At 73.4% G+C, this 18,566-nt stretch carries 20 protein-coding genes; 11 read left to right on the top strand and 9 right to left on the bottom strand.

The window, feature by feature from the left end:
• The first annotated feature begins 147 nt into the window (after positions 1–147).
• The 3 genes from O2W15_RS22950 to O2W15_RS22940 all read left to right on the top strand — a co-directional run bounded on the left by O2W15_RS22950 (position 148) and on the right by O2W15_RS22940 (position 4,137).
• The gene (locus tag O2W15_RS22950) at positions 148–372 is read left to right on the top strand and encodes a DUF7455 domain-containing protein (RefSeq protein ID WP_231558401.1); all 225 of its coding nucleotides are present in this window, start codon (positions 148–150) and stop codon (positions 370–372) included.
• Between the two features lie 146 nt (positions 373–518).
• On the top strand, positions 519–2,996 hold the full coding sequence (locus O2W15_RS22945; protein WP_269181141.1) for a VanW family protein: 2,478 nt from the start codon (positions 519–521) through the stop codon (positions 2,994–2,996).
• Positions 2,997–3,051: 55 nt separating this feature from the next.
• On the top strand, positions 3,052–4,137 hold the full coding sequence (locus tag O2W15_RS22940; protein WP_269163881.1) for a YihY/virulence factor BrkB family protein: 1,086 nt from the start codon (positions 3,052–3,054) through the stop codon (positions 4,135–4,137).
• Positions 4,138–4,210: 73 nt separating this feature from the next.
• Here the strand turns inward: O2W15_RS22940 and O2W15_RS22935 are convergent, their stop codons facing one another.
• On the bottom strand, positions 4,211–4,441 hold the full coding sequence (locus O2W15_RS22935) for a DUF3039 domain-containing protein (protein WP_269163880.1): 231 nt from the start codon (positions 4,439–4,441) through the stop codon (positions 4,211–4,213).
• Positions 4,442–4,511: 70 nt separating this feature from the next.
• Here O2W15_RS22935 and O2W15_RS22930 point away from each other — a divergent pair, with 70 nt between their 5' ends.
• On the top strand, positions 4,512–5,450 hold the full coding sequence (locus O2W15_RS22930; RefSeq protein WP_269181140.1) for a pseudouridine-5'-phosphate glycosidase: 939 nt from the start codon (positions 4,512–4,514) through the stop codon (positions 5,448–5,450).
• 8 nt (positions 5,451–5,458) lie between these two features.
• Positions 5,459–6,343, top strand: a complete 885-nt coding sequence (locus tag O2W15_RS22925) for a carbohydrate kinase family protein (protein WP_269181139.1) — start codon at positions 5,459–5,461, stop codon at positions 6,341–6,343.
• A 1-nt stretch (position 6,344) separates the two neighbouring features.
• On the opposite strand, the gene O2W15_RS22920 is transcribed toward O2W15_RS22925, so the two are convergent.
• The 3 genes from O2W15_RS22920 to O2W15_RS22910 form a co-directional block, all read right to left on the bottom strand.
• Positions 6,345–6,680, bottom strand: coding sequence for a DUF3099 domain-containing protein (locus O2W15_RS22920; RefSeq protein ID WP_269181138.1), 336 nt, complete (start codon positions 6,678–6,680; stop codon positions 6,345–6,347).
• 162 nt (positions 6,681–6,842) lie between these two features.
• On the bottom strand, positions 6,843–7,442 hold the full coding sequence (locus O2W15_RS22915) for an HhH-GPD-type base excision DNA repair protein (protein WP_269163876.1): 600 nt from the start codon (positions 7,440–7,442) through the stop codon (positions 6,843–6,845).
• 118 nt (positions 7,443–7,560) lie between these two features.
• Positions 7,561–8,166: a class I SAM-dependent methyltransferase gene (locus O2W15_RS22910; protein ID WP_269181137.1), complete on the bottom strand. Its 606-nt coding sequence runs from the start codon at positions 8,164–8,166 to the stop codon at positions 7,561–7,563.
• Between the two features lie 62 nt (positions 8,167–8,228).
• On the opposite strand from O2W15_RS22910, the gene O2W15_RS22905 reads away from it, so the two are divergent.
• Positions 8,229–8,876: a TetR/AcrR family transcriptional regulator gene (locus O2W15_RS22905; RefSeq protein ID WP_269163873.1), complete on the top strand. Its 648-nt coding sequence runs from the start codon at positions 8,229–8,231 to the stop codon at positions 8,874–8,876.
• A gap of 175 nt (positions 8,877–9,051) precedes the next feature.
• Here O2W15_RS22905 and O2W15_RS22900 read toward each other — a convergent pair whose 3' ends face one another.
• Both O2W15_RS22900 and O2W15_RS22895 read right to left on the bottom strand, forming a co-directional pair.
• Positions 9,052–9,921 carry a DUF368 domain-containing protein gene (locus O2W15_RS22900; protein WP_269181136.1) on the bottom strand — a complete coding sequence of 290 codons (870 nt, stop codon included), beginning with the start codon at positions 9,919–9,921 and terminating at the stop codon, positions 9,052–9,054.
• A gap of 122 nt (positions 9,922–10,043) precedes the next feature.
• Complete coding sequence (locus O2W15_RS22895; protein ID WP_269181135.1) at positions 10,044–10,199, bottom strand: hypothetical protein; 156 nt, start codon at positions 10,197–10,199, stop codon at positions 10,044–10,046.
• A 155-nt stretch (positions 10,200–10,354) separates the two neighbouring features.
• Here O2W15_RS22895 and O2W15_RS22890 point away from each other — a divergent pair, with 155 nt between their 5' ends.
• Together O2W15_RS22890 and katG are read left to right on the top strand one after the other, a co-directional pair.
• Entirely contained in the window at positions 10,355–10,831 is a 477-nt protein-coding gene (locus O2W15_RS22890; protein ID WP_269163870.1) for a Fur family transcriptional regulator, read from the top strand.
• On the top strand, positions 10,828–13,089 hold the full coding sequence (katG, locus tag O2W15_RS22885; protein ID WP_269181134.1) for a catalase/peroxidase HPI: 2,262 nt from the start codon (positions 10,828–10,830) through the stop codon (positions 13,087–13,089). Before O2W15_RS22890 ends, katG begins: the two co-directional genes overlap by 4 nt.
• Positions 13,090–13,188: 99 nt before the next feature.
• Here katG and O2W15_RS22880 read toward each other — a convergent pair whose 3' ends face one another.
• A complete protein-coding gene (locus tag O2W15_RS22880; protein WP_269181133.1) occupies positions 13,189–13,722 on the bottom strand; it encodes a PepSY domain-containing protein in 534 nt (177 codons plus the stop codon).
• Positions 13,723–13,890: 168 nt separating this feature from the next.
• Between O2W15_RS22880 and O2W15_RS22875 the strand changes: the two genes are divergently transcribed.
• The 3 genes from O2W15_RS22875 to O2W15_RS22865 all read left to right on the top strand — a co-directional run bounded on the left by O2W15_RS22875 (position 13,891) and on the right by O2W15_RS22865 (position 16,803).
• Complete coding sequence (locus tag O2W15_RS22875) at positions 13,891–14,568, top strand: response regulator transcription factor (protein WP_269181132.1); 678 nt, start codon at positions 13,891–13,893, stop codon at positions 14,566–14,568.
• The gene (locus O2W15_RS22870) at positions 14,565–15,944 is read left to right on the top strand and encodes a sensor histidine kinase (RefSeq protein ID WP_269181131.1); all 1,380 of its coding nucleotides are present in this window, start codon (positions 14,565–14,567) and stop codon (positions 15,942–15,944) included. The genes O2W15_RS22875 and O2W15_RS22870 overlap by 4 nt, the downstream gene beginning before the upstream one ends.
• A gap of 244 nt (positions 15,945–16,188) precedes the next feature.
• Entirely contained in the window at positions 16,189–16,803 is a 615-nt protein-coding gene (locus O2W15_RS22865; protein ID WP_269181130.1) for a DUF305 domain-containing protein, read from the top strand.
• Between the two features lie 13 nt (positions 16,804–16,816).
• Here the strand turns inward: O2W15_RS22865 and O2W15_RS22860 are convergent, their stop codons facing one another.
• Positions 16,817–17,572 carry a hypothetical protein gene (locus O2W15_RS22860; RefSeq protein WP_269181129.1) on the bottom strand — a complete coding sequence of 252 codons (756 nt, stop codon included), beginning with the start codon at positions 17,570–17,572 and terminating at the stop codon, positions 16,817–16,819.
• Positions 17,573–17,611: 39 nt separating this feature from the next.
• A complete protein-coding gene (locus O2W15_RS22855) occupies positions 17,612–18,565 on the bottom strand; it encodes a DUF808 domain-containing protein (protein WP_269181128.1) in 954 nt (317 codons plus the stop codon).
• Between the last annotated feature and the right edge of the window lies 1 nt (position 18,566).

Genomic DNA, 18,566 nt, shown 5'->3' with positions numbered 1-18,566 from the left:
GCTCCACCCGCACCTCGAGTGTCACGGCCGCATCTCATTCGGCGAGTCCGTGCACAACAGGCGCAGGATCGGGAACACGAGGGGCCATCCTGGCGCTGTGCAGGAGGCCGATCCGCAGCCGCGGGTCCGTGCGGTAGAGAGCGAGTGATGAGCCAGATGACCCAGACGCTGACGACGACCCCGCCCACCGAAGAACTCGTCGTTCCCTTCCACTGCGACCGTTGCGGTGCTCTGGCCAAGGTGCGAGTGGTCCTCCCGAGTGGGAGTGACCTCGTCTTCTGTGGACACCACGCACGCGAGTACGAGGACAAGCTCCGCGACATCGCGGCCGACATCATCGAGACGGACGGCGAGGCGCGCCTCTCCAACTGAGTGGGCCAACTATCGTCGCGCCAGCGATGAAGCCCTCACCCGACGAAGCCGCCGACAGCCCGGACCCGCACCGCGGGACCGGGGGGTCGGCGGCTTCGTCGTCGTCGGGACCGGCCACCGGTCCCCCGCGATCCGGAGATCGACCGATGCCGCAGGAACCCCGCGGGGTCTCGGACACCGTGCGCCTGCAGCCCGACGGCACCGTCGGCAGCAGCCGCCCGGCGCCGCCCGCACCGCCGGCCCCGACCAAGGCCGGGCCCGCCGACGCCGACCCCTCGGCCGCGGCCGAGCCGCTGGCACCCGCCGGCACCGCTGAGGGCGCCGCCCCCCAGCCATCCACGGACGCCGAGCAGCCCGCAGACGCCGAGCAGCGAGCGGACGCCGAACAGCCCGGGGACCCCGGACAGCCCGTGGACACCCAGCCCCCCGCAGACGGCGAGCCGTCAGAGGACTCCCCGCAGCCCGGGGACACCCAGGTGATCGGCCCTCCCGTCGAGGCAGACGGCCCCCCGCCGCCCGCCGCACCGGAGCAGCCTCAGGTCCCCGGGTCACCCACCCCAGCGGCCGAGACGACCTCGCCGGCCGACTCCCCCACGGCTGCGGACGCCCCCGTGGTCGGGTCCGCGGTCGAGGACACCGCCGTGGTCCCCCGCGTCGACACCCCAGCCGCCGGACCCGCGGACAACGGCGACGCGGCGCACCCGACGGCCCCGACCGGGTCCTCACCCGCTGGCGCCCCGAGCGCTCCGGGCGGGCCGCCGCCGACGCGCCCCACCGGCGCCGGGGACGACAGCGACGGCAGCGACGGGGACGGGGACAACGCCCCCGCGTGGCGCCGACGCAGGGTGCTGGTGCCTGTGGCCGTCCTCCTCACCCTGGGCGTCCTCTACGGCGCCGACCTGGCCCTCGCCGGAGGCGACGTCCCCCGCGGGACGGTCGTCGGCGGCGTCGACGTGAGCGGCCTCTCCCCCGCTGCCGCCGCACAGCGGCTGGAGGGCGACCTGGCGCCGAAGGTCGCCGCCGACCACCCGGTGGTGGCCGACGACGTGACGGGCGTGCTGCACCCGGCGTCGGCGGGGATCGCCCTGGACGTGCCGGCCACCGTGGACGCCGTCGACGACCAGCCCCTCAACCCGTGGACCCGGCTCACCTCGCTGTTCACCGATCGCGACGTCGACGCCGTCCTCACCGCCGACGAGACGGCGCTGGCCGCACAGGTCGAGCAGCTCGCCGCCACCGTCGACCGGGCGCCGGTCGACGCGACGATCACCCTCGACGGCACCGAACCGACGCTCGTGGAGCCGGTCGACGGCCGCACCCTCGACCGGGCGGGCGCCGCAGAGGCGATCACCGCGACGCTGGCCGCCGGTGGCGCGGTCGACGATCCGATCGAGCTCCCGGTCGACGTGACCGAGGTGCAGGTGGCGGCCGAGGAGGCCGCGCGGGTGCTGGAGGAGACGGTCGTCCCGGCGCTCTCGGCGCCGGTCACCGTGGTCGGCCCCGCCGGCTCGGAGTCCGTGGAGGTCCCGGTCACCGCGATCGCCGCGTCGCTGACGTTCACCCCGCAGGACGACGGCACCCTCGCCGTCGCCGTCGACCCGGCGACGCTGCAGGCGCAGATGGGCGAGGCCTTCGGCGTCTTCGGCTCCCCCGCCCAGGACGCCCGGTTCGAGGTCTCCGGTGACACGATCGCCGTCGTCCCGTCGGTCGACGGCCAGGGCATCAACCCGGCCCAGCTGGCCGACCAGCTGCTCCCGGTGCTCACCGAGCCGGCTCCGCGCACGGTCACCGGCGTGCTCGGCCCGGTGCCGGCCTCCCTCACGACCGAGCAGGCGCAGGCGCTGGGGATCACCGAGAAGGTCAGCTCCTTCACCACCGAGTTCACCAACCAGGCCAGTGGCACGAACATCCGAGTCGTGGCGGCGGAGGTCGACGGTGCCCTCGTCCGACCGGGCGAGACCTTCAGCCTCAACGGGTACACCGGTCCCCGCGGCACGGCGCAGGGCTATGTCCCGGCGGCGGTGATCAGCGGCGGCGAGCTGTCCAAGGCGGTGGGCGGTGGGATCAGCCAGTTCGCGACCACCATGTTCAACACGGTGTTCTTCGCGGGGCTGGAGGACGTCTACCACAAGCCGCACAGCTTCTACATCAGCCGCTACCCGGCGGGACGTGAGGCCACGGTCTACGAGGGTCAGATCGACCTCAAGTGGCGCAACGACACCGACACCGGCATCTACGTGCAGACCGAGTGGACCCCCAGCTCCCTCACGGTCACCTTCTGGGGCACGAAGTACTACGACATCGAGTCGATCAGCAGCGAGCGCCGCAACATCCGGGAGCCCGCCGTCCAGGAGAAGGTGGACGAGGGGAACTGCACGCCCCAGTCGGGGTCGCGCGGCTTCGACATCACCGTGACCCGGGTGTTCCGGGACCTCGCCAGCCAGGCCGAGCTGCGCCGGGAGGACTTCGAGACCCGCTACGCGGCCGAGGCGATCATCCACTGCGTGCCCCCGCCCGCGCCGCCCGCCGACCCTGCTGCCGCGGACCCGGCAGCAGGCGGTGCGGCGCCGGCCGGCCCGCCGGCCACCACGCCGACCACCCCGCCGCCCGCCCCGGCCGGCTGACGTCGAGGGCGGACACCGAGGCACTCCGAGCAGCCTGGCCGTGCACACTGGACCCGTGGCCTCCGTCGTCCCCCGCAGCTCACCGGCGCGCGCCGGTGACCTGGACGGCGACACCGTCGAGACCCCACCGGTGACCGATCAGCCCACCGAGCAGAGGTCCGGGAGCGCTCAGGAGCCACCCCGGCGCGGGCTGGTCGGCCGGCTGCCGACGCCGCTGCGGGTGCCGCTCCAGGTGCTCGGCCGCACGCTGGCCAAGGCGTGGAACGACCGCATCCTGGGGTTGTCCGCGGAGGCGGCCTTCTGGCAGATCCTCTCGGTCCCCCCGCTGCTCATCGGGCTGCTGGGCTCCCTGGGCTACCTCGGCTCGTGGATCGGCGAGGATGCGGTGCGCCAGATCGAGACGGAGCTGGTCAGCGCGTCCGCGGAGGCGCTGACCCCCGGCGTGGTGGCCGACCTGGTGCAGCCGACCCTGAACGACATCCTCAACTCCGGCCGGCTGGAGATCGTCAGCATCGGCTTCGTGATCTCGCTGTGGGCCGGGTCCTCGGCGACGGCGACGTTCCTCAACACCGTGGTCATCGCCTACGACCAGCGGGACGTGCGGGGCCCGATCAGGACCCGGCTCATGGCGCTGTGGCTGTTCATCATCGGGCTGGTGCTGGCCGTGCTCACGCTGCCGCTGCTGGTGCTCGGCCGCGGGACGCTGGTCGCGCTCATGCCCACCGACTGGCAGGGCACCGCCGCGCTGCTGGTCAACGCCGTGTACTGGCCGCTGGTCGTCATCGCCCTGGTCCTGGGGCTGACGAGCTTCTACCACGTGATCCTGCCGCGGCGGCTCCCGTGGCACCGGCACCTGGTCGGCGGGCTGTTCGCCGTCGTCTTCTTCATCGGCGCAGCGGTGGTGCTGCGCAGCTACGTGGCCGACATCCTCACCGTGGCCCTGCCCTACGGTGCGCTGGCCGCGCCGATCGCCGCGCTGCTGTTCTGCTTCCTGCTCGGCATGTCCCTGCTCCTGGGCGCCGAGCTGAACGCCACCATCGAGGCGTGGTGGCCGGCCCCGCGCCCCCGGCACGATCGCCGCCGGCAGCGTCGGCGGGCGGCGAAGATCGAGCTCGAGGCGCAGAAGCTCGGCCTGAGGTAGCGGGTCGGTCCGCGCAGCACGGGCTCGACCGGCCCACGTGCAGGGTCCCGGCCCGAGCGGAGCGAGGGTCCTCCTACTCCTTCTTGAGCTGGTTGTAGACCTCCTTGCAGGCCGGGCACACCGGGCTGCCGGGCTTGGGGGTCTTGGTCACCGGGAAGACCTCGCCGCACAGCGCCTCGACCATCGTCCCCATGACCGCGCTCTCGGCGATCTTGTTCTTCTTGACGTAGTGGAAGACCTCGTTGGCGTTGCCGGTGTCGGACTCGCGGACGTCCGGGCGCTCGAGGATGTCGCTGCTGCTCACGGTCTGCTCCCTCGGGTCGGGGGTCCGGACCGGGGTCCGGTCCGTACGGGGTGCCCCCCATGATGGCAGGGTGCCGTCGACCCCCCGCTCCCCCAGCCCGTCCACCGCCGTCCTCTCCCCGGAGGTCGCCGACGCGCTCGACGCAGGCCGGCCGGTGGTGGCGCTGGAGAGCACGCTGCTGGCACACGGCCTCCCCCGCCCGGAGAACCGCAGGGCAGCCGACCAGGTCGAGGACGCCGTCCGGGCCGGAGGTGCGGTGCCGGCCACCATCGCCGTGCTGGACGGCGTGCCCCACGTGGGGCTGACCGCGGCGGAGGTCGACCGGGTCTGCGCCGACCCGGAGCTCGCCAAGCTCGGGGTACGCGACCTGCCGATCGCCATCGCACAGGGGCGCAGCGGGGCCACCACGGTCTCCAGCACGGCACTGCTCGCCGCCCGGGCCGGCATCGGCGTCTTCGCCACCGGCGGGCTCGGCGGGGTGCACCGGCACGCCGCCGACACCTTCGACGAGTCCGCGGACCTGGTGGCGCTGGCGCGGACCTCGCTGGTCGTGGTCTGTGCCGGGGTGAAGTCGATCCTCGACGTCCCGGCCACGCTCGAGCGCATGGAGTCGCTGTCGGTCAGCGTCGTCGGCTACCGCACGCACCGGTTCCCCGGCTTCTACGTCGCCGACTCGGGCTCCCCGGTCGACTGGTCGGTGGCCTCCGCCGCTGAGGCGGCACGGGTGTTCGCCGCCCGGCGGGAGCTCGCTCCCGGCGCGGTGGTCGTGGCCAACCCGCTCCCGGTCGACCAGCAGCTGGACCCGGCGCTGCACGACCGCGTCATCGCCGACGCGCTGGCCGCGGCCGACGCCGCCGGGGCGCGCGGCAAGGACGTCACCCCGTTCGTCCTCGGGCACCTGCACGCGGCCAGCGGTGGCGCGAGCCTGGAGGTCAACGTGCGACTGGTGCTGCGCAACGCCGAGCTGGCCGGGCAGATCGCGGCCGAGCTCGCCGCGCTCCCCCGCTGATCCCGGCCGTGGCGACGCCCCCGGTCGTCGTCGTGGGCGACGTCTGCACCGACGTCGTCGTCCTGCTCGCGAGTGCACCGGCACCGGGTTCGGACCGGCCGGCGTCGATCACCACGCGGGGCGGCGGCGCCGGGGCCAACGTGGCCGCGCACCTGGCGGCGCTCGGAACCCCGGTGCAGCTCGTCGGCTGCGTGGGCGCGGACGTCGCCGGCGAGACACTGCGCCGTGAGCTCGCGGCCGCGGGAGTGGCCCTGGCGGTGCGCGTGGTCGACTCGGCGTCGACCGGGACGATCGTCAGCCTGGTCGAACCCGGCGGGGAGCGGAGCATGCTGGCCGACCGCGGCGCCAACCTGGCGTTGCGGCCCGCCGACGTACCGGCACCCGAGACCGGCGGGCACCTGCACCTGTCGGGCTACACCCTGCTGGACGCCGGTCCGCGCGCCGCCGGGCTGGCCGCCCTGGCGGCGGCGCAGCAGGCCGGCTGCACGATCTCGGTCGACCCGGCCTCGACCGGCCCGCTCACCGGCCACGGGGTCGACCGGTGGCTCGCCGACACCGCGGCGGCGACCCTGCTGGTGCCGAACGCGGACGAGGCCCGCCTGCTCACCGGCTGCGCCGACCCGGCAGCGGCCGCGCGGGAGCTGGCGGCCCGGCACCCGGTGGTCGTGGTCAGCCTGGGCGCCGACGGCGCGCTGTGGGCAGCCGGCGACCTCCTGGTGCACCGGCCGGCACACCCGGCCACGGTGGTGGACACCACCGGCGCCGGCGACGCCTTCACCGCGGGGGTGCTGACGGCGTGGACGGCGGCGGGCGGGGACCCCGACCCGACGGCCGTCCTGGAAGCCGGCCTGGCGCGGGCCGCCACCGTGGTGGGACGGCCCGGCGCCCGCTGACTCACATGTCGATGACGCGGGCCCTGCTGCTGCCGGACTCCAGGATCCGGTCCGGCGCCGGCGGTCGGTAGCGGTTCATGTCGATCTTCTTCTTCGGCGGCCGGTCGTTGGCCATGACCACGGCGACCCACGGCAGCACCGTGCCGAGGACGGCGAAGACCGACATCAACCAGATGGAGTAGGTGTAGGTCATGGCCGCGAGGACGAGGCTGACCCCACGGATCGCCATGGTGATCGCGTAGCGCTTCTTCCGAGCGGCGTGCTGGTCGACCTGGCTGGGCTCGGCCTCGGTGATGAGGACCGGCTCGTTGCGGCTGCTGGACTGGCTGGAGGCCACGGACGCCCTTCCCTGGACCGGCCGGGGGAAGGGCGGCGGTGGTCGGCTGGATCGCCCATGCGGGTGGTGCGACCGGCCCCCGGAGCCCCCGGCTCCTGCGACCCATGGTGCCACTCGATCGTGCGCGATGCAGGGGTCCGGCGGGACCGTCCGTGCTGCCCCTCAGTCGGTCCCGGCCTTCCCGGCCCGCGCCTCCTTGGCCGCCTGCTTGGCGGCCTGCTTGACGGTGCGCACCTCGGCCAGTGACGCCGGGTCGGTGATGTCGGCGACCGACCGGCGCGCCCCTTCCTCGCCGTAGTCGCCGGCGGCCTGGCGCCAGCCGGGCGGGGTGACGCCGCACTGCTTGCCCAGCAGGGCCAGGAAGATCGCCGCCTTCTGGGCGCCGAAGCCCGGCAGCTCGCGCAGCCGGCGGAGCAGGGTGGCACCGTCCGGGACGTCGGCCCAGACGGCGTCGGCCCGGCCGTCGTACCGCTCGACCAGCGCCCGTGCGAGCTCCTGGGTACGGCCGGCCATCGACCCGGGATAGCGGTGCACCGCCGGCGGGCCGGCGAAGTGCCGCTGCAGCACCTCGGGGTCGCACTCGGCGAGCTGCACCGCCGACAGCGTCTCCACGCCCAGCCGGTCGGCCAGCAGCCGGGGCCCGGCGAAGGCCCGCTCCATCGGGAACTGCTGGTCCAGCAGCATCCCGATCAGCAGCGCGAGCGGATCGCGGCTGAGCAGCTCGTCGGCGGCGGTGTCCTGGGCGATGCGGATGGTCGGCACACGGAGATCGTGCCGCAGCGCGACCCGGACGCACCCACCCGCCGCGACCGCGACCCGGCTGTCCTCGCCCGGTCGACGACTGCCGGGCGCCAGCAGCACGGCCGACGCTGCGACCCCGTCAGGCTCGCCGCAGGCGGTACCAGTGCGGCGCGGTGCGCTTGAGCGGGCCGGGCATCCCGGTCACGTCGGCGGGCTCGTCGTCCGCGAGGGTCCAGCCGGGAAAGGCCGTCTCGACGTCGCCGCGGCCGGCACCGCGTGGCAGGAGCGGGCGCCGTCCGGGCCGGAAGGCCAGCAGCAGCAGCGTTGCGTCGCGGGCGGCAACAGCGGTGACCCGCTCTCCCATGACCGCCCGCTGGCTCTCCGTCAAGCCGTGGAAACACCCGACGTCGAGGAAGAACGCGACCTCGCCCACCTCGTCCAGGCGGAGGTCGGTGACGTCGCCCTCGAGGAACCTGACGTCCAGCCCGTCCTCCGCAGCCCTCGCCCGGGCCTGCCGGACTGCGGCACCCACGGCATCGATCCCGGTCACGCGCCACCCCCGCTGGGCGAGCTGGAGGGAGTGGCCACCGGTCCCACAGCCGAGGTCGAGCGCCAGCCCGTAGGGCGGGGTCCGCTCGGCCTCCTCCCGGTGCACCAGGGCGGTGAACTGAGCCGCAGCGCCCCGTCCCGCGCGTTCCCAGGGGGTGATGCCGAGGCGGTAGGCGAGGGCGTATCCGGTGCTCATGCGGCACCTCTCATCAGTTCGGTCCTAGTTGGACTAGGACGAATACAGGTAGCGTGCTCGCCATGCCGCAGCCTGTCAACCGGCGGTCCTACAGCTCACCGCTGCGGGCCGAGCGGGCGAGGGCGACCCGTCGCCGGGTGATCGCGGCGGCCGTCGAGCTCTTCCTCGCCCGGGGCTACGCCGGCACGACCCTGGCCGCGGTGGCCGCCGGGGCCCAGGTGTCGGTCGACACGGTCTTCCACCTGTTCGGGAGCAAGCGCGGGCTGCTGCAGGCGGCGATGGACACCGTGATCGGTGGTGACGACGCCGACGTCCCGCTGCTGGAGCGACCTGATCCACAGACGATGCGGGCCGAGACCGATCCACGCCGGCAGATCGCACTGTTCGCCCACGGCATCCTCGGCCAGCTCGAGCGGATCGCCCCGGTCGACGACATGCTGCGCAGCGCTGCCGCGGTCGACGCCGACGTCGCCGCACTGCGGGAGGACCTGCACCATCGCCAGCGGCGCCAGGCCATGACGACCATCGCAGGCTGGATCGCGTCGAACAGCCCTCTGCGGGACGCGATGCCGGTAGAGGAGGCAGCCGCCATCCTGTGGACGCTCACCAGCCCCGAGCTGCACCACATGTTCCGGGTCGACTGCGGCTGGCCTCCGGACCGGTACGAACGCTGGCTGCGCACCACGCTGGAAGACGGTCTGCTGCCTTGACGGGCCGAGCGCAGCCCAACGGACGGGACGTGGCGCAGCGGGGCGTCTGCTGGTCCCGGGGCAGCATGCTGATCAGCAGTGCGAGCGGGTCGCGGCTCAGCAGCTCGTCGGCGGCCGGGTGCTGGGCGATGCGGAGAGTCGGCAGCGGGTCCTCCGCCGCGCGGGACCCGGGCGGTCAGCGATCGGTGTGGCCGGGCGCCGCTGGGAGTGCGGCCGCGGCGCGGCGCTCGACGCGCCCCTGGACCAGCAGGGCGGCGGTGACCGCCATCCCGGCGCCGACGGCGAGGGCGAGCATCGGCAGCGCGCCGTCGTCGGGGGCCAGCAGGCTGCGGTCCTCCTCCTGCCACGGCCACAGCGCTCGGAGCGACCCCGCCATGAGCCCGGTCATCAGCGCCAGGGTCAGGGCGTGGTGCCGACGCAGCGCGGCCTGGAGCGCCTTGACGAACAGCCCCAGTCCCAGCGCCGCCCCCAGGGCGAAGGCACCCAGGTAGCCGATGTCCCGGTCGTTGACCGCCGCCAGGGTCGGTTGGTACAGCCCGACGGTCAGCAGGAGGAAGGAGCCGGACACCCCGGGCAGCACCAGCGCGCAGATGGCCACCGCGGCAGCGGGGACGACCAGCGTGAGCGGCGGATCGACATCGCCTCCGGGTGGCAGCCCGGTCAGCAGGAACGCCGCGACGGCACCCAGCACAGCGATCGCGACGTCCCGCCCGGCCCAGCGGCCCACCATCCGCGCGGGGACGACGATCGAGGACAGCACCAGCCCGAAGAAGACCGCCCGCGCCCCGACCGGGTGCTCCTCGACCAGCGGCTCGAGGAACCTGGCCGCGACGAGGACGGCGACGGCCATGCCGATCAGCACCGGGGCGATCGTGGGCCAGTGCGCCCGGTTCAGCTCGGTGCGGGCCGGCGCCCACCGTCCGGTGAGCGCCAGCCGCAACGCCGTCACGACGTGCCCGGCACCGTCGATGAGCCGTTCGTACACCCCGACGACGAGTGCGACGGTGCCCCCGCTGACCCCCGGGACGACTTCGGCGGCGCCCATCGCCATCCCGCGGAGGACGTGGCCGGGAGCGTGTGCGAGCCCCGCTCCCGGGGCCGGTGGACTGGAACTGGTGTGCTCCGCTGGGTGCATCGACCGGAGGCTACCGCCGTGCACTGGTCCGGTCAGACCTTGGTGTTGCGCTTCATCCAGCCGAAGGCGGCGGTCGCTAGGAAGAGCACGGCACCGATGACGAGCAGCCAGAACAAGCCCTCGACGACCGCACCGATGACCACGAACGCCAGCCACAGGACCAGCAGCAGTGCGATGAAACCGAGCATGTGGATCCCCTCTCCGTTGTCCCGGAGGATGTGCCCGTCCGTCTGCCGTCGGACACGTGGTCGGCGCGATCGTCACACGACCGCCATGACCGCGACGGGGCGTCACGGGCCGGGCGTTTCTTGACTGCTTCAAGGGAGCAGGCCACGATGAGCCCGTGCCCGACCCTGCGGAGCTGGAGCGCGACCTGCGGACCGCAGGCCTGCGCGTCACCCGCCCCCGCCTGGCGGTCCTGGACGCCGTCCACGCGCACCCGCACCTCGACACCGAGGCCCTCATCGGCGCCGCGCGCACCCGCCTGGACGCGGTCTCCCACCAGGCGGTCTACGACGTCCTGCGGGTGCTCACCGACCGGGGCCTCGTCCGGCGCATCCAGCCGCAGGGCTCGGTCGCCCGCTACGAGGCACGCGTCGGCGACAACCACCATCACCTGGTCTGCCGGGACTGCGGCGTGATCGTCGACGTCGACTGCGCCACCGGTGCGGCGCCGTGCCTGATGCCGTCCGGTGACGCGCCACCCGACTTCGTCGTCGACGAGGCCGAGGTCATCTACTGGGGCCGGTGCCGCTCCTGCGCCACCGCACCGGCCGCCCCGTCCACCACCGCCCGTCCCGCAGAGAGAGGCAACCCGTGACCGAACACGACAAGTCCCAGGTCAGCACGGCCGACTACGACAAGACCGAGGTCGCCAAGGCCCAGTCGGAGAGCACCAGCGAGAGCGAGAACCCGGCGATCAAGGCGCCGGAGCCGGCCACCAACGGGCGCCCCCGCACCACCCGCGACTGGTGGCCCAACCAGGTCGACGTCCAGGTGCTGAACAAGACCTCAAAGGACTCCGACCCGCTCGGCGCCGACTTCGACTACAAGGCCGCCGTGGCCACGCTCGACGTCGAGGCGGTCAAGCGCGACGTCGTCGAGGTCATGCGCACCTCGCAGGACTGGTGGCCGGCCGACTGGGGCCACTACGGCCCGCTGTTCATCCGGATGTCCTGGCACGCCGCGGGCACCTACCGCATCGCCGACGGCCGCGGTGGCGGTGGCGAGGGCGGGCAGCGCTTCGCCCCGCTGAACAGCTGGCCGGACAACGCCAACCTGGACAAGGCCCGCCGGCTGCTGCTGCCGGTCAAGCAGAAGTACGGCCGCACGCTCTCCTGGGCCGACCTGCTCGTGCTCGCCGGCAACGTCGCGCACGACGACATGGGGCTGAAGACCTTCGGCTTCGCCTTCGGCCGCGCCGACAACTGGCAGCCCGGTGAGGTCTTCTGGGGCCCGGAGGACACCTGGCTCGGCGACGAGCGCTACGCCGACGACGCCCCGCTGGACCTGGACGACGGCCACCTCGCCGCCGTCACCATGGGCCTGATCTACGTCAACCCGGAAGGCCCGCAGGGCAAGCCCGACCCGCTGGCCTCGGCCCACGACATCCGCGTCACCTTCAGCCGGATGGGCATGAACGACGAGGAGACCGTCGCGCTGATCGCCGGCGGCCACACCTTCGGCAAGACCCACGGCGCGGGCAACCCCGAGCTGGTCGGCCCCGAGCCCGAGGGCTGCCCGGTGCACGGCAACGGCATCGGCTGGGTCAGCCAGTACGGCACCGGCAAGGGCGCCGACACCATCACCAGCGGCCTCGAGGGCGCCTGGACCCCGACGCCGACGACGTGGGACAACACCTACTTCGAGATGCTGTTCAGCTACGACTGGGAGCTCACCGAGAGCCCGGCCGGCGCCAAGCAGTGGAAGCCGAAGAACCCCGAGGCGCAGGAGCTCGTCCCGGACGCGCACATCGAGGGCAAGAAGAACGCCCCGATGATGGCGACCACCGACCTCGCCCTCATGGCCGACCCCGGGTTCCGCGAGATCTCCGAGCGGTTCTACAACGACCCGGAGTACTTCGCGGACCAGTACGCCCGGGCGTGGTTCAAGCTGCTGCACCGCGACATGGGCCCGAAGAGCCGCTACGTCGGCCCCGACGTGCCGGCCGAGGAGCTCATCTGGCAGGACCCGGTCCCGGCCGTCGACCACGAGCTCGTGGGCGAGGCGGAGATCGCCGACCTCAAGGCCCGCCTGCTCGGCTCGGGGCTTACCGTGTCGCAGCTGGTGCACACCTCCTGGTCGGCGGCGGCGTCCTACCGCGGCACCGACAAGCGCGGTGGGGCCAACGGTGCGCGGCTCCGCCTGGAGCCGCAGGTCAACTGGGCGGCCAACCAGGGCGTCACCGACGTGCTGCCGGTGCTGGAGCAGGTGAAGAGCGACTTCGAGTCCCAGACCGGCAAGAAGGTCTCGCTGGCCGATCTGATCGTGCTCGGTGGCACCGCGGCGGTGGAGAAGGCCGCGGCCGACGCCGGCGTGCAGCTCACCGTGCCGTTCTCCCCCGGCCGCACCGACGCCAGCCAGGAGCAGACCGACGTCGAGAACTTCCGCTGGCTGGAGCCGCGGGCCGACGGCTTCCGCAACCACCTCCAGCCGGGCAGCAAGCTCGAGCCGGAGACGCTGCTGATCGACCGCGCCTACATGCTGGAGCTGACCGCGCGGGAGATGGTGGTGCTCCTCGGCGGCCTGCGGGTGCTCGGGGCCAACACCGGCGGTCTACAGCACGGCGTGTTCACCGACCGGCCGGGCGTCCTGTCGCAGGACTTCTTCCGCAACCTGCTGGACCTGGGCGTCCAGTGGCGCACCTCGGTGCAGGACGAGGACGTCTACGAGGGCCTGGACGCCGACGGGAACGTCGTCCGCACGGCTACCGCTGTGGACCTGGTCCTCAACTCCAACTCCATCCTGCGCGGCATCGTCGAGGTCTACTCGGGCGACGACATGCAGGAGAAGTTCGCCGAGGACTTCGCCGCCGCCTGGGTGAAGGTCATGGAGCTGGACCGCTACGACCTGCGGTGAGCGCCTGTCCCCCGACGCCCCGGCCCGCCTCGTGCGGACCGGGGTGTCGGGGGACGGGCCAGGGGACCTCACCCACCTCGGCCCGGCGAGCGACGGACGTCAGTCGTCGTCGTTCTGGACGGCGGTGACGGTGAAGTCCCCGTCGAGGGCCACCTCGACGACCGTGCCGTCGTCGAGCTGCACCTCGGCCTCGTAGCCGGTGTCGCCGTCGTCGGCGATCTCGACCTCGGTGACCGTGCCGCCGCCGGCCGCCTCCAGGGCAGCAGCGGCGGCCTCGTCACGATCGCGGCCGGTGACCTGCTCGTCCCGCTCATCGGACTCGTCGCCATCGCGCTCGTCGCCGAGCACGGTGAAGCCCTCGTCGAGGTGGACGTCGACCTCGCTGCCGTCGTCGAGGGTGACCTCGACCTCGTAGGCGCCCTCCTCGTCGCCGACCTCGCTGTCGGTGACCGCACCTCCGCCGACGTGGGAGAGGGCGGCGTCACTGGCCTGCTCGAGGGCGTCGCCGGTGAGGGCGACGTCCGGGCGGTCGTCCTCGGAGTCGGCGTTCACGGCCAGGGCGACGCCGCCGCCGCCGGCCAGCAGCGCCACGGTCGCGCCGCCGCCGATGATCCACCGAGTGCTCTTCTTCATGTCTCCTCCTGGGATCCGTGGCAGCCCCGCGTCTGGGGCATGTCCCGAGTGTCGACCGGACCAGCTGAGGCGACGCTGAGAGCCGGCGGGCCCCTCTCAGCTCGTTCTCAGCACTCGACTGGCAGACAAGAGGCCGGCGGGACGGACCTGCCGACGGCGGAGGTGGGCATGCGGGTACTGGTGGTGGAGGACGAGGCGAACCTGGCGGCCGCAGTGGCCCGGGGCCTGCGTGCCGAGGGCTTCGGCGTCGACGTCGCCGGCGACGGGGTGTCCGGTCTGGAGCGCGCGCTGGCCGGTGGCCACGCGGCGATCGTCCTGGACATCATGCTGCCGGGCCGATCCGGGTACGACGTGTTGCGCGAGCTGCGGGCACGCCAGGTGTGGACGCCGGTGCTGATGCTCACGGCTAAGGACGGCGAGTACGACATCGCCGACGCACTCGACCTCGGCGCCGACGACTACCTGACCAAGCCCTTCCCCTTCGTCGTCCTGGTCGCCCGGTTGCGCGCACTGGCGCGCCGTGGGGCACCGGAGCGCCCGGCGCAGCTGGTCGTGGCGGACCTGGTCCTCGACCCTGCGGCCCACAAGGCCTGGCGGGGGGACACCGAGCTGGCGTTGACGGCCCGGGAGTTCGCGCTCCTGGAGCACCTGATGGGACGGGTCGGCGACGCAGTGCCGAAGTCCGAGCTGCTGACCGAGGTGTGGGACGAGAACTTCGCCGGGGACCCCAACATCGTCGAGGTCTACATCGGCTACCTCCGGCGCAAGATCGACGTCCCCTTCGGGCGGAAGAGCATCGAGACCGTGCGCGGCGTCGGCTACCGCATCGACGCCGCCGGCGGATGATCGCCCGACGACCGCCCGGCCTCACCGGGTGGGTGCGCCGCCGTTCCCTGCGCGCTCGGCTGACCGCGGCCGCGGTCGCGGTCGTCGCCGTGGCGATCTCGCTGTCCGCCGTCCTGCTCGTCGTCCGACTGGAGTCGGCGTTGGTCGGAGGCATCGACGGGGCCGCACGGGACCGGGCCGAGCGCATCGCCGCGGCGATCAGCTCCGCCCGGTCCACGGAGTCCTTGCTCGCCGTCGACGACGACGAGGTCGTCCAGCTCCTCGACGGCGACGGAGCCGTGCTGGCCTCCTCCGTCGGACCACGGGGCGGCCGGCCGCTGCTGACGACGCCGACGGGCAACGGCCCGGAGGTGGTGACCCAGGACGGACTGGCCCTCCCCGGTGAGGAGGACGAGCCCCATCGGGTGTTCACCCTCCCGGTCTCCACGCCGGACGGGCAGCGGGTCGTCGTCCAGGTCGGGTTGCCGCTGGACGACACGGAGGAGAGCGTCGAGGAGCTGACCTCCGCACTCGCCATCGGCGTGCCGGCCGTGGTCGCCGTCCTCGCCGTCCTGACGTGGCTGCTGGCGGGGCGGGCGCTGCGCCCGGTCGAGGCGCTGCGCCGGCAGGCGGCCGACATCCCCGGCGACGCCCTCGACCGGCGGCTCGCCGTTCCCCCCAGCGGAGACGAGCTGGCTCGACTGGCCACCACCTTCAACGCACTGCTCGGCCGGGCCGAGGGCGCCACCCGGCGGCAGCGGGAGTTCGTCGCCGACGCCGCGCACGAGATCCGGAGCCCGCTGGCGTCCCTGCGCACCCAGCTGGAGGTCGCCGCCCTCCACGACGACCCGTCGTGGCGGGCGCAGCTCCCCGCGCTGACCGAGGACGCCCAGCGACTGTCCCGGCTGGTCGAGGACCTCCTCCGGCTGGCCCGGATCGACGCCCGGGCACCCCTCGCCCGTGACGAGGTCGACCTCGACGACATCCTGCTGGAGACGGCGGCGCGTGCCCGCCGGCACACCGCGCTGGACATCGACACCTCCACGGTGTCCGCTGCCCGGGCCACCGGGGACCGGGACGCACTTGCACGCGTCGTGCAGAACCTGCTCGACAACGCGCTCCGGCACGCCCGCACCACCGTGGCGGTCGGGCTGACCGCGACCGACCGGGCGGTGCTCACCGTCACCGACGACGGCCCGGGCATCCCCGCCGACCAGCGGGAACGGGTGTTCGACCGCTTCACCCGCCTCGACGACGCCCGCAGCCGTGACGTCGGCGGGACCGGCCTGGGCCTGGCGATCGTCCGCGACGTCGTCCGACAGCACGGCGGTGAGGTGAGCATCGAGGACGCCGGCCCCGGCGCGCGGTTCGTCGTCCGACTGCCGCTGACGGGCTGACAGCACGACGACCCCTCCGCGGCCCCGGCGACCCCGCAGGGCATCCGGCGACGTCTCAAGGGATGCCGTTTATCCGGACGACCGTGCGGGCATGCGGGTGACGCCCGCGTCCGCCGGCGCCTCCGTCCGCCCTGTGGGCACTCCTCGACGGACACGGGCGCAGCGCCCGTCCCGAGGCCCGGCGGTGAGGGCCCACGAGGCGTGGCGACCCGCCCCGACTGACGAGAGAACGGAGATCCCGGCCATGGCTTCGATGCACACGGACGACAAGGACAGGAACGACAAGAGCAAGGGCCAGGAGGACGGCGGCGGGATGTCGCACCAGACGAAGATGTACCTGCGCTTCGCCGCCATGATCACCACGTCCATGGTCGTCATGTACTGGACCATGTTCGCCGGCACGTGGGAGTGGAGCCACGTCCAGTGGAGCGAGAGCCGCCTGTTCATGGCGCTCACCATGGGCGGCACCATGGGGCTGATCATGCTCGCCTGGATGCTCAACATGTACAAGGACATGAAGGGCAACATCGCCATCGTGGCGGTCAGCCTGCTGTTGCTGGGCGGCGGCATCGCCCTGGACCGCAGCCAGGCCACCGTGCAGGACACCGCCTGGATGAGCGCGATGATCCCGCACCACTCGCTGGCCATCACCCGGTCCGAGCGCGCCGAGATCACCGACGTCCGGGTCTGCCAGCTCGCCGTCGAGATCATCGAGGCCCAGGAGCGGGAGATCAGCGAGATGGAGTGGCTGATCGCCGACATCGAGGAGAACGGCGAGGCCGAGACGCTGGCGGAGGCGCAGGCCCGGCCCGTCCCCGACTTCGACGGCTCCGCGCTGCGCGACTGCCCCCCGGCCTGAGCCGAGGAGCGGACTAGAGGGCGAGCAGCAACGCCGCGAAGGCGAGGCAGGCGCCCACGAGCACGGGGACGTGCGCCCGTCCGGATCCGGGCAGCTGCTGCTTGAGGCTGGTGAGGACGATCGAGCCGGCCAGCAGCGCGGAGGACACCCGCACGGCCGCGTCGCCGAGGTCCACCGCGGCGCCGATCCCCCAGCCGACGAGGACCGCCGCGGCCAGGACCCACCGCCCCAGCCGGTCGTAGGCGCGCGGGTCCTGGTCGCGCAGCGCGATCTCCCCGACGAGGTACCGGGCGGACAACGCGACCGTGTAGAGGACCAGCTCGGTCGGGCCGGGGCGGACCTGGTGCACCAGCAGGTACCCGACGAAGAGGTTGAAGACCAGGTACAGGGCGCCGCTGACCCAGAACGGCCACGGGATCGGTGTGCCGCCGTGCCGGCGCTGCTCCCGGCGGTCCGCGTCCTGGGCCCAGTCGAGGACCGCGTAGTACAGCAGCAGGCCGGCGAGCGCGACGAGGAACGGGCGTTCCGCCAGCAGCCCGAGCAGCCCCTGCGCCGGGCCGGCCCCGGTGACGGGTTGCGCCAGATCCGGGAGCAGGCGCACGAAGACGTAGGCGATCGCCAGGCCGCCGGCGAACGACTGGAACCTGGCCGACCCGGGTGACACGCGCCGGCGGACCCGCGGCACGAGCAGCTGCACCGCCACGAGGACACCGGCGGCCGCCAGGGCCGCGAGCGGCACCCCGCCCGCGGCCGTCTGGGCAGCACTCATCGAGCGGGGCTCGCTCCGGACTCGGACAGCCGCGCTCGGCTAGTGCGCCCCGCCCTCGCCCGCCGACTTCCCGCGGCGGTGCAACGTGAGGGTCATGACCAGCACGACCAGGGCGCCGACGGCGAGCCCGAGGACCGCGCTGCCGAGCGTGTTGACCAGCCACCCCACGACCGACCCGAGGGCCCCGGTCGCCTCCGCGGCGGCCTCCTCCAGGTGGTGCACGACGTCGTAGAGGAAGGTCAGGCCCAGCTCGTCGGTGCCGACCAGCAGGATGTGCCCACCCACCCACAGCATCGCGGCGGTCCCGACCACGGTGAGCGCGCTGAGCAGCTTCGGCATCCCCTTGACCAGCCCGCGCCCGAACCGGGCGACGCCCTTGCTGGGGCGCTGGGAGAGGTGCAGGCCGACGTCGTCCATCTTCACGATGAGGCCGACGACGCCGTACACCAGCACGGTGATCCCCAGGGCGACGACGGCGAGGATGATCGCGCGGGACCAGAAGCCCTGGTCGACCACCTCGTTCAGCGAGATGACCATGATCTCGGCCGACAGGATGAAGTCGGTGCGCACGGCCCCGGACACGATGGTCTTCTCGTCCGGCAGCGCGTCCTCCACCGTGGCGTGGGTCTCCTCGTGCGGCCGCAGCCGGTGCCAGATCTTCTCCGCCCCCTCGTAGCAGAGGTAGGCGCCGCCGACCATGAGGATCGGGGTGAGGAGGAAGGGCAGGAACTCGCTGAGCAGCATCACCGCGGGCAGGATGATCAGCAGCTTGTTGCGCAGCGACCCGAGGGCGATCTTCCGGATGATCGGCAGCTCGCGCTCGGCGTTCAGACCGTGCACGTACTGCGGCGTCACCGCGGTGTCGTCGACGACGACACCGGCGGCCTTCATGCTCGCCCGCCCGGCCGCCGCCCCGATGTCGTCGATCGAGGCCGCGGCGGCACGCGCCAGCACGGCCACGTCGTCGAGGAGAGCTACGAGTCCACCCGCCACG

Origin of the sequence: Modestobacter sp. VKM Ac-2979 (assembly GCF_026967995.1) — a bacterium.
GTDB lineage: Bacteria > Actinomycetota > Actinomycetes > Mycobacteriales > Geodermatophilaceae > Modestobacter.
This window is presented reverse-complemented; position numbering and strand designations above follow the sequence as displayed.

Excerpts from the sequence above, each read along its gene's own strand:
- O2W15_RS22950 (WP_231558401.1), top strand. The coding sequence starts at position 148 with ATGAGCCAGATGACCCAGACGCTGACGACGACCCCGCCCACCGAAGAA.
- O2W15_RS22945 (WP_269181141.1), top strand. The coding sequence starts at position 519 with ATGCCGCAGGAACCCCGCGGGGTCTCGGACACCGTGCGCCTGCAGCCC.
- O2W15_RS22910 (WP_269181137.1), bottom strand. The coding sequence starts at position 8,166 with ATGAGCACCGGATACGCCCTCGCCTACCGCCTCGGCATCACCCCCTGG.
- O2W15_RS22905 (WP_269163873.1), top strand. The coding sequence starts at position 8,229 with ATGCCGCAGCCTGTCAACCGGCGGTCCTACAGCTCACCGCTGCGGGCC.
- O2W15_RS22900 (WP_269181136.1), bottom strand. The coding sequence starts at position 9,921 with ATGGGCGCCGCCGAAGTCGTCCCGGGGGTCAGCGGGGGCACCGTCGCA.
- O2W15_RS22895 (WP_269181135.1), bottom strand. The coding sequence starts at position 10,199 with ATGCTCGGTTTCATCGCACTGCTGCTGGTCCTGTGGCTGGCGTTCGTG.
- O2W15_RS22880 (WP_269181133.1), bottom strand. The coding sequence starts at position 13,722 with ATGAAGAAGAGCACTCGGTGGATCATCGGCGGCGGCGCGACCGTGGCG.
- O2W15_RS22875 (WP_269181132.1), top strand. The coding sequence starts at position 13,891 with ATGCGGGTACTGGTGGTGGAGGACGAGGCGAACCTGGCGGCCGCAGTG.
- O2W15_RS22870 (WP_269181131.1), top strand. The coding sequence starts at position 14,565 with ATGATCGCCCGACGACCGCCCGGCCTCACCGGGTGGGTGCGCCGCCGT.
- O2W15_RS22865 (WP_269181130.1), top strand. The coding sequence starts at position 16,189 with ATGGCTTCGATGCACACGGACGACAAGGACAGGAACGACAAGAGCAAG.
- O2W15_RS22860 (WP_269181129.1), bottom strand. The coding sequence starts at position 17,572 with ATGAGTGCTGCCCAGACGGCCGCGGGCGGGGTGCCGCTCGCGGCCCTG.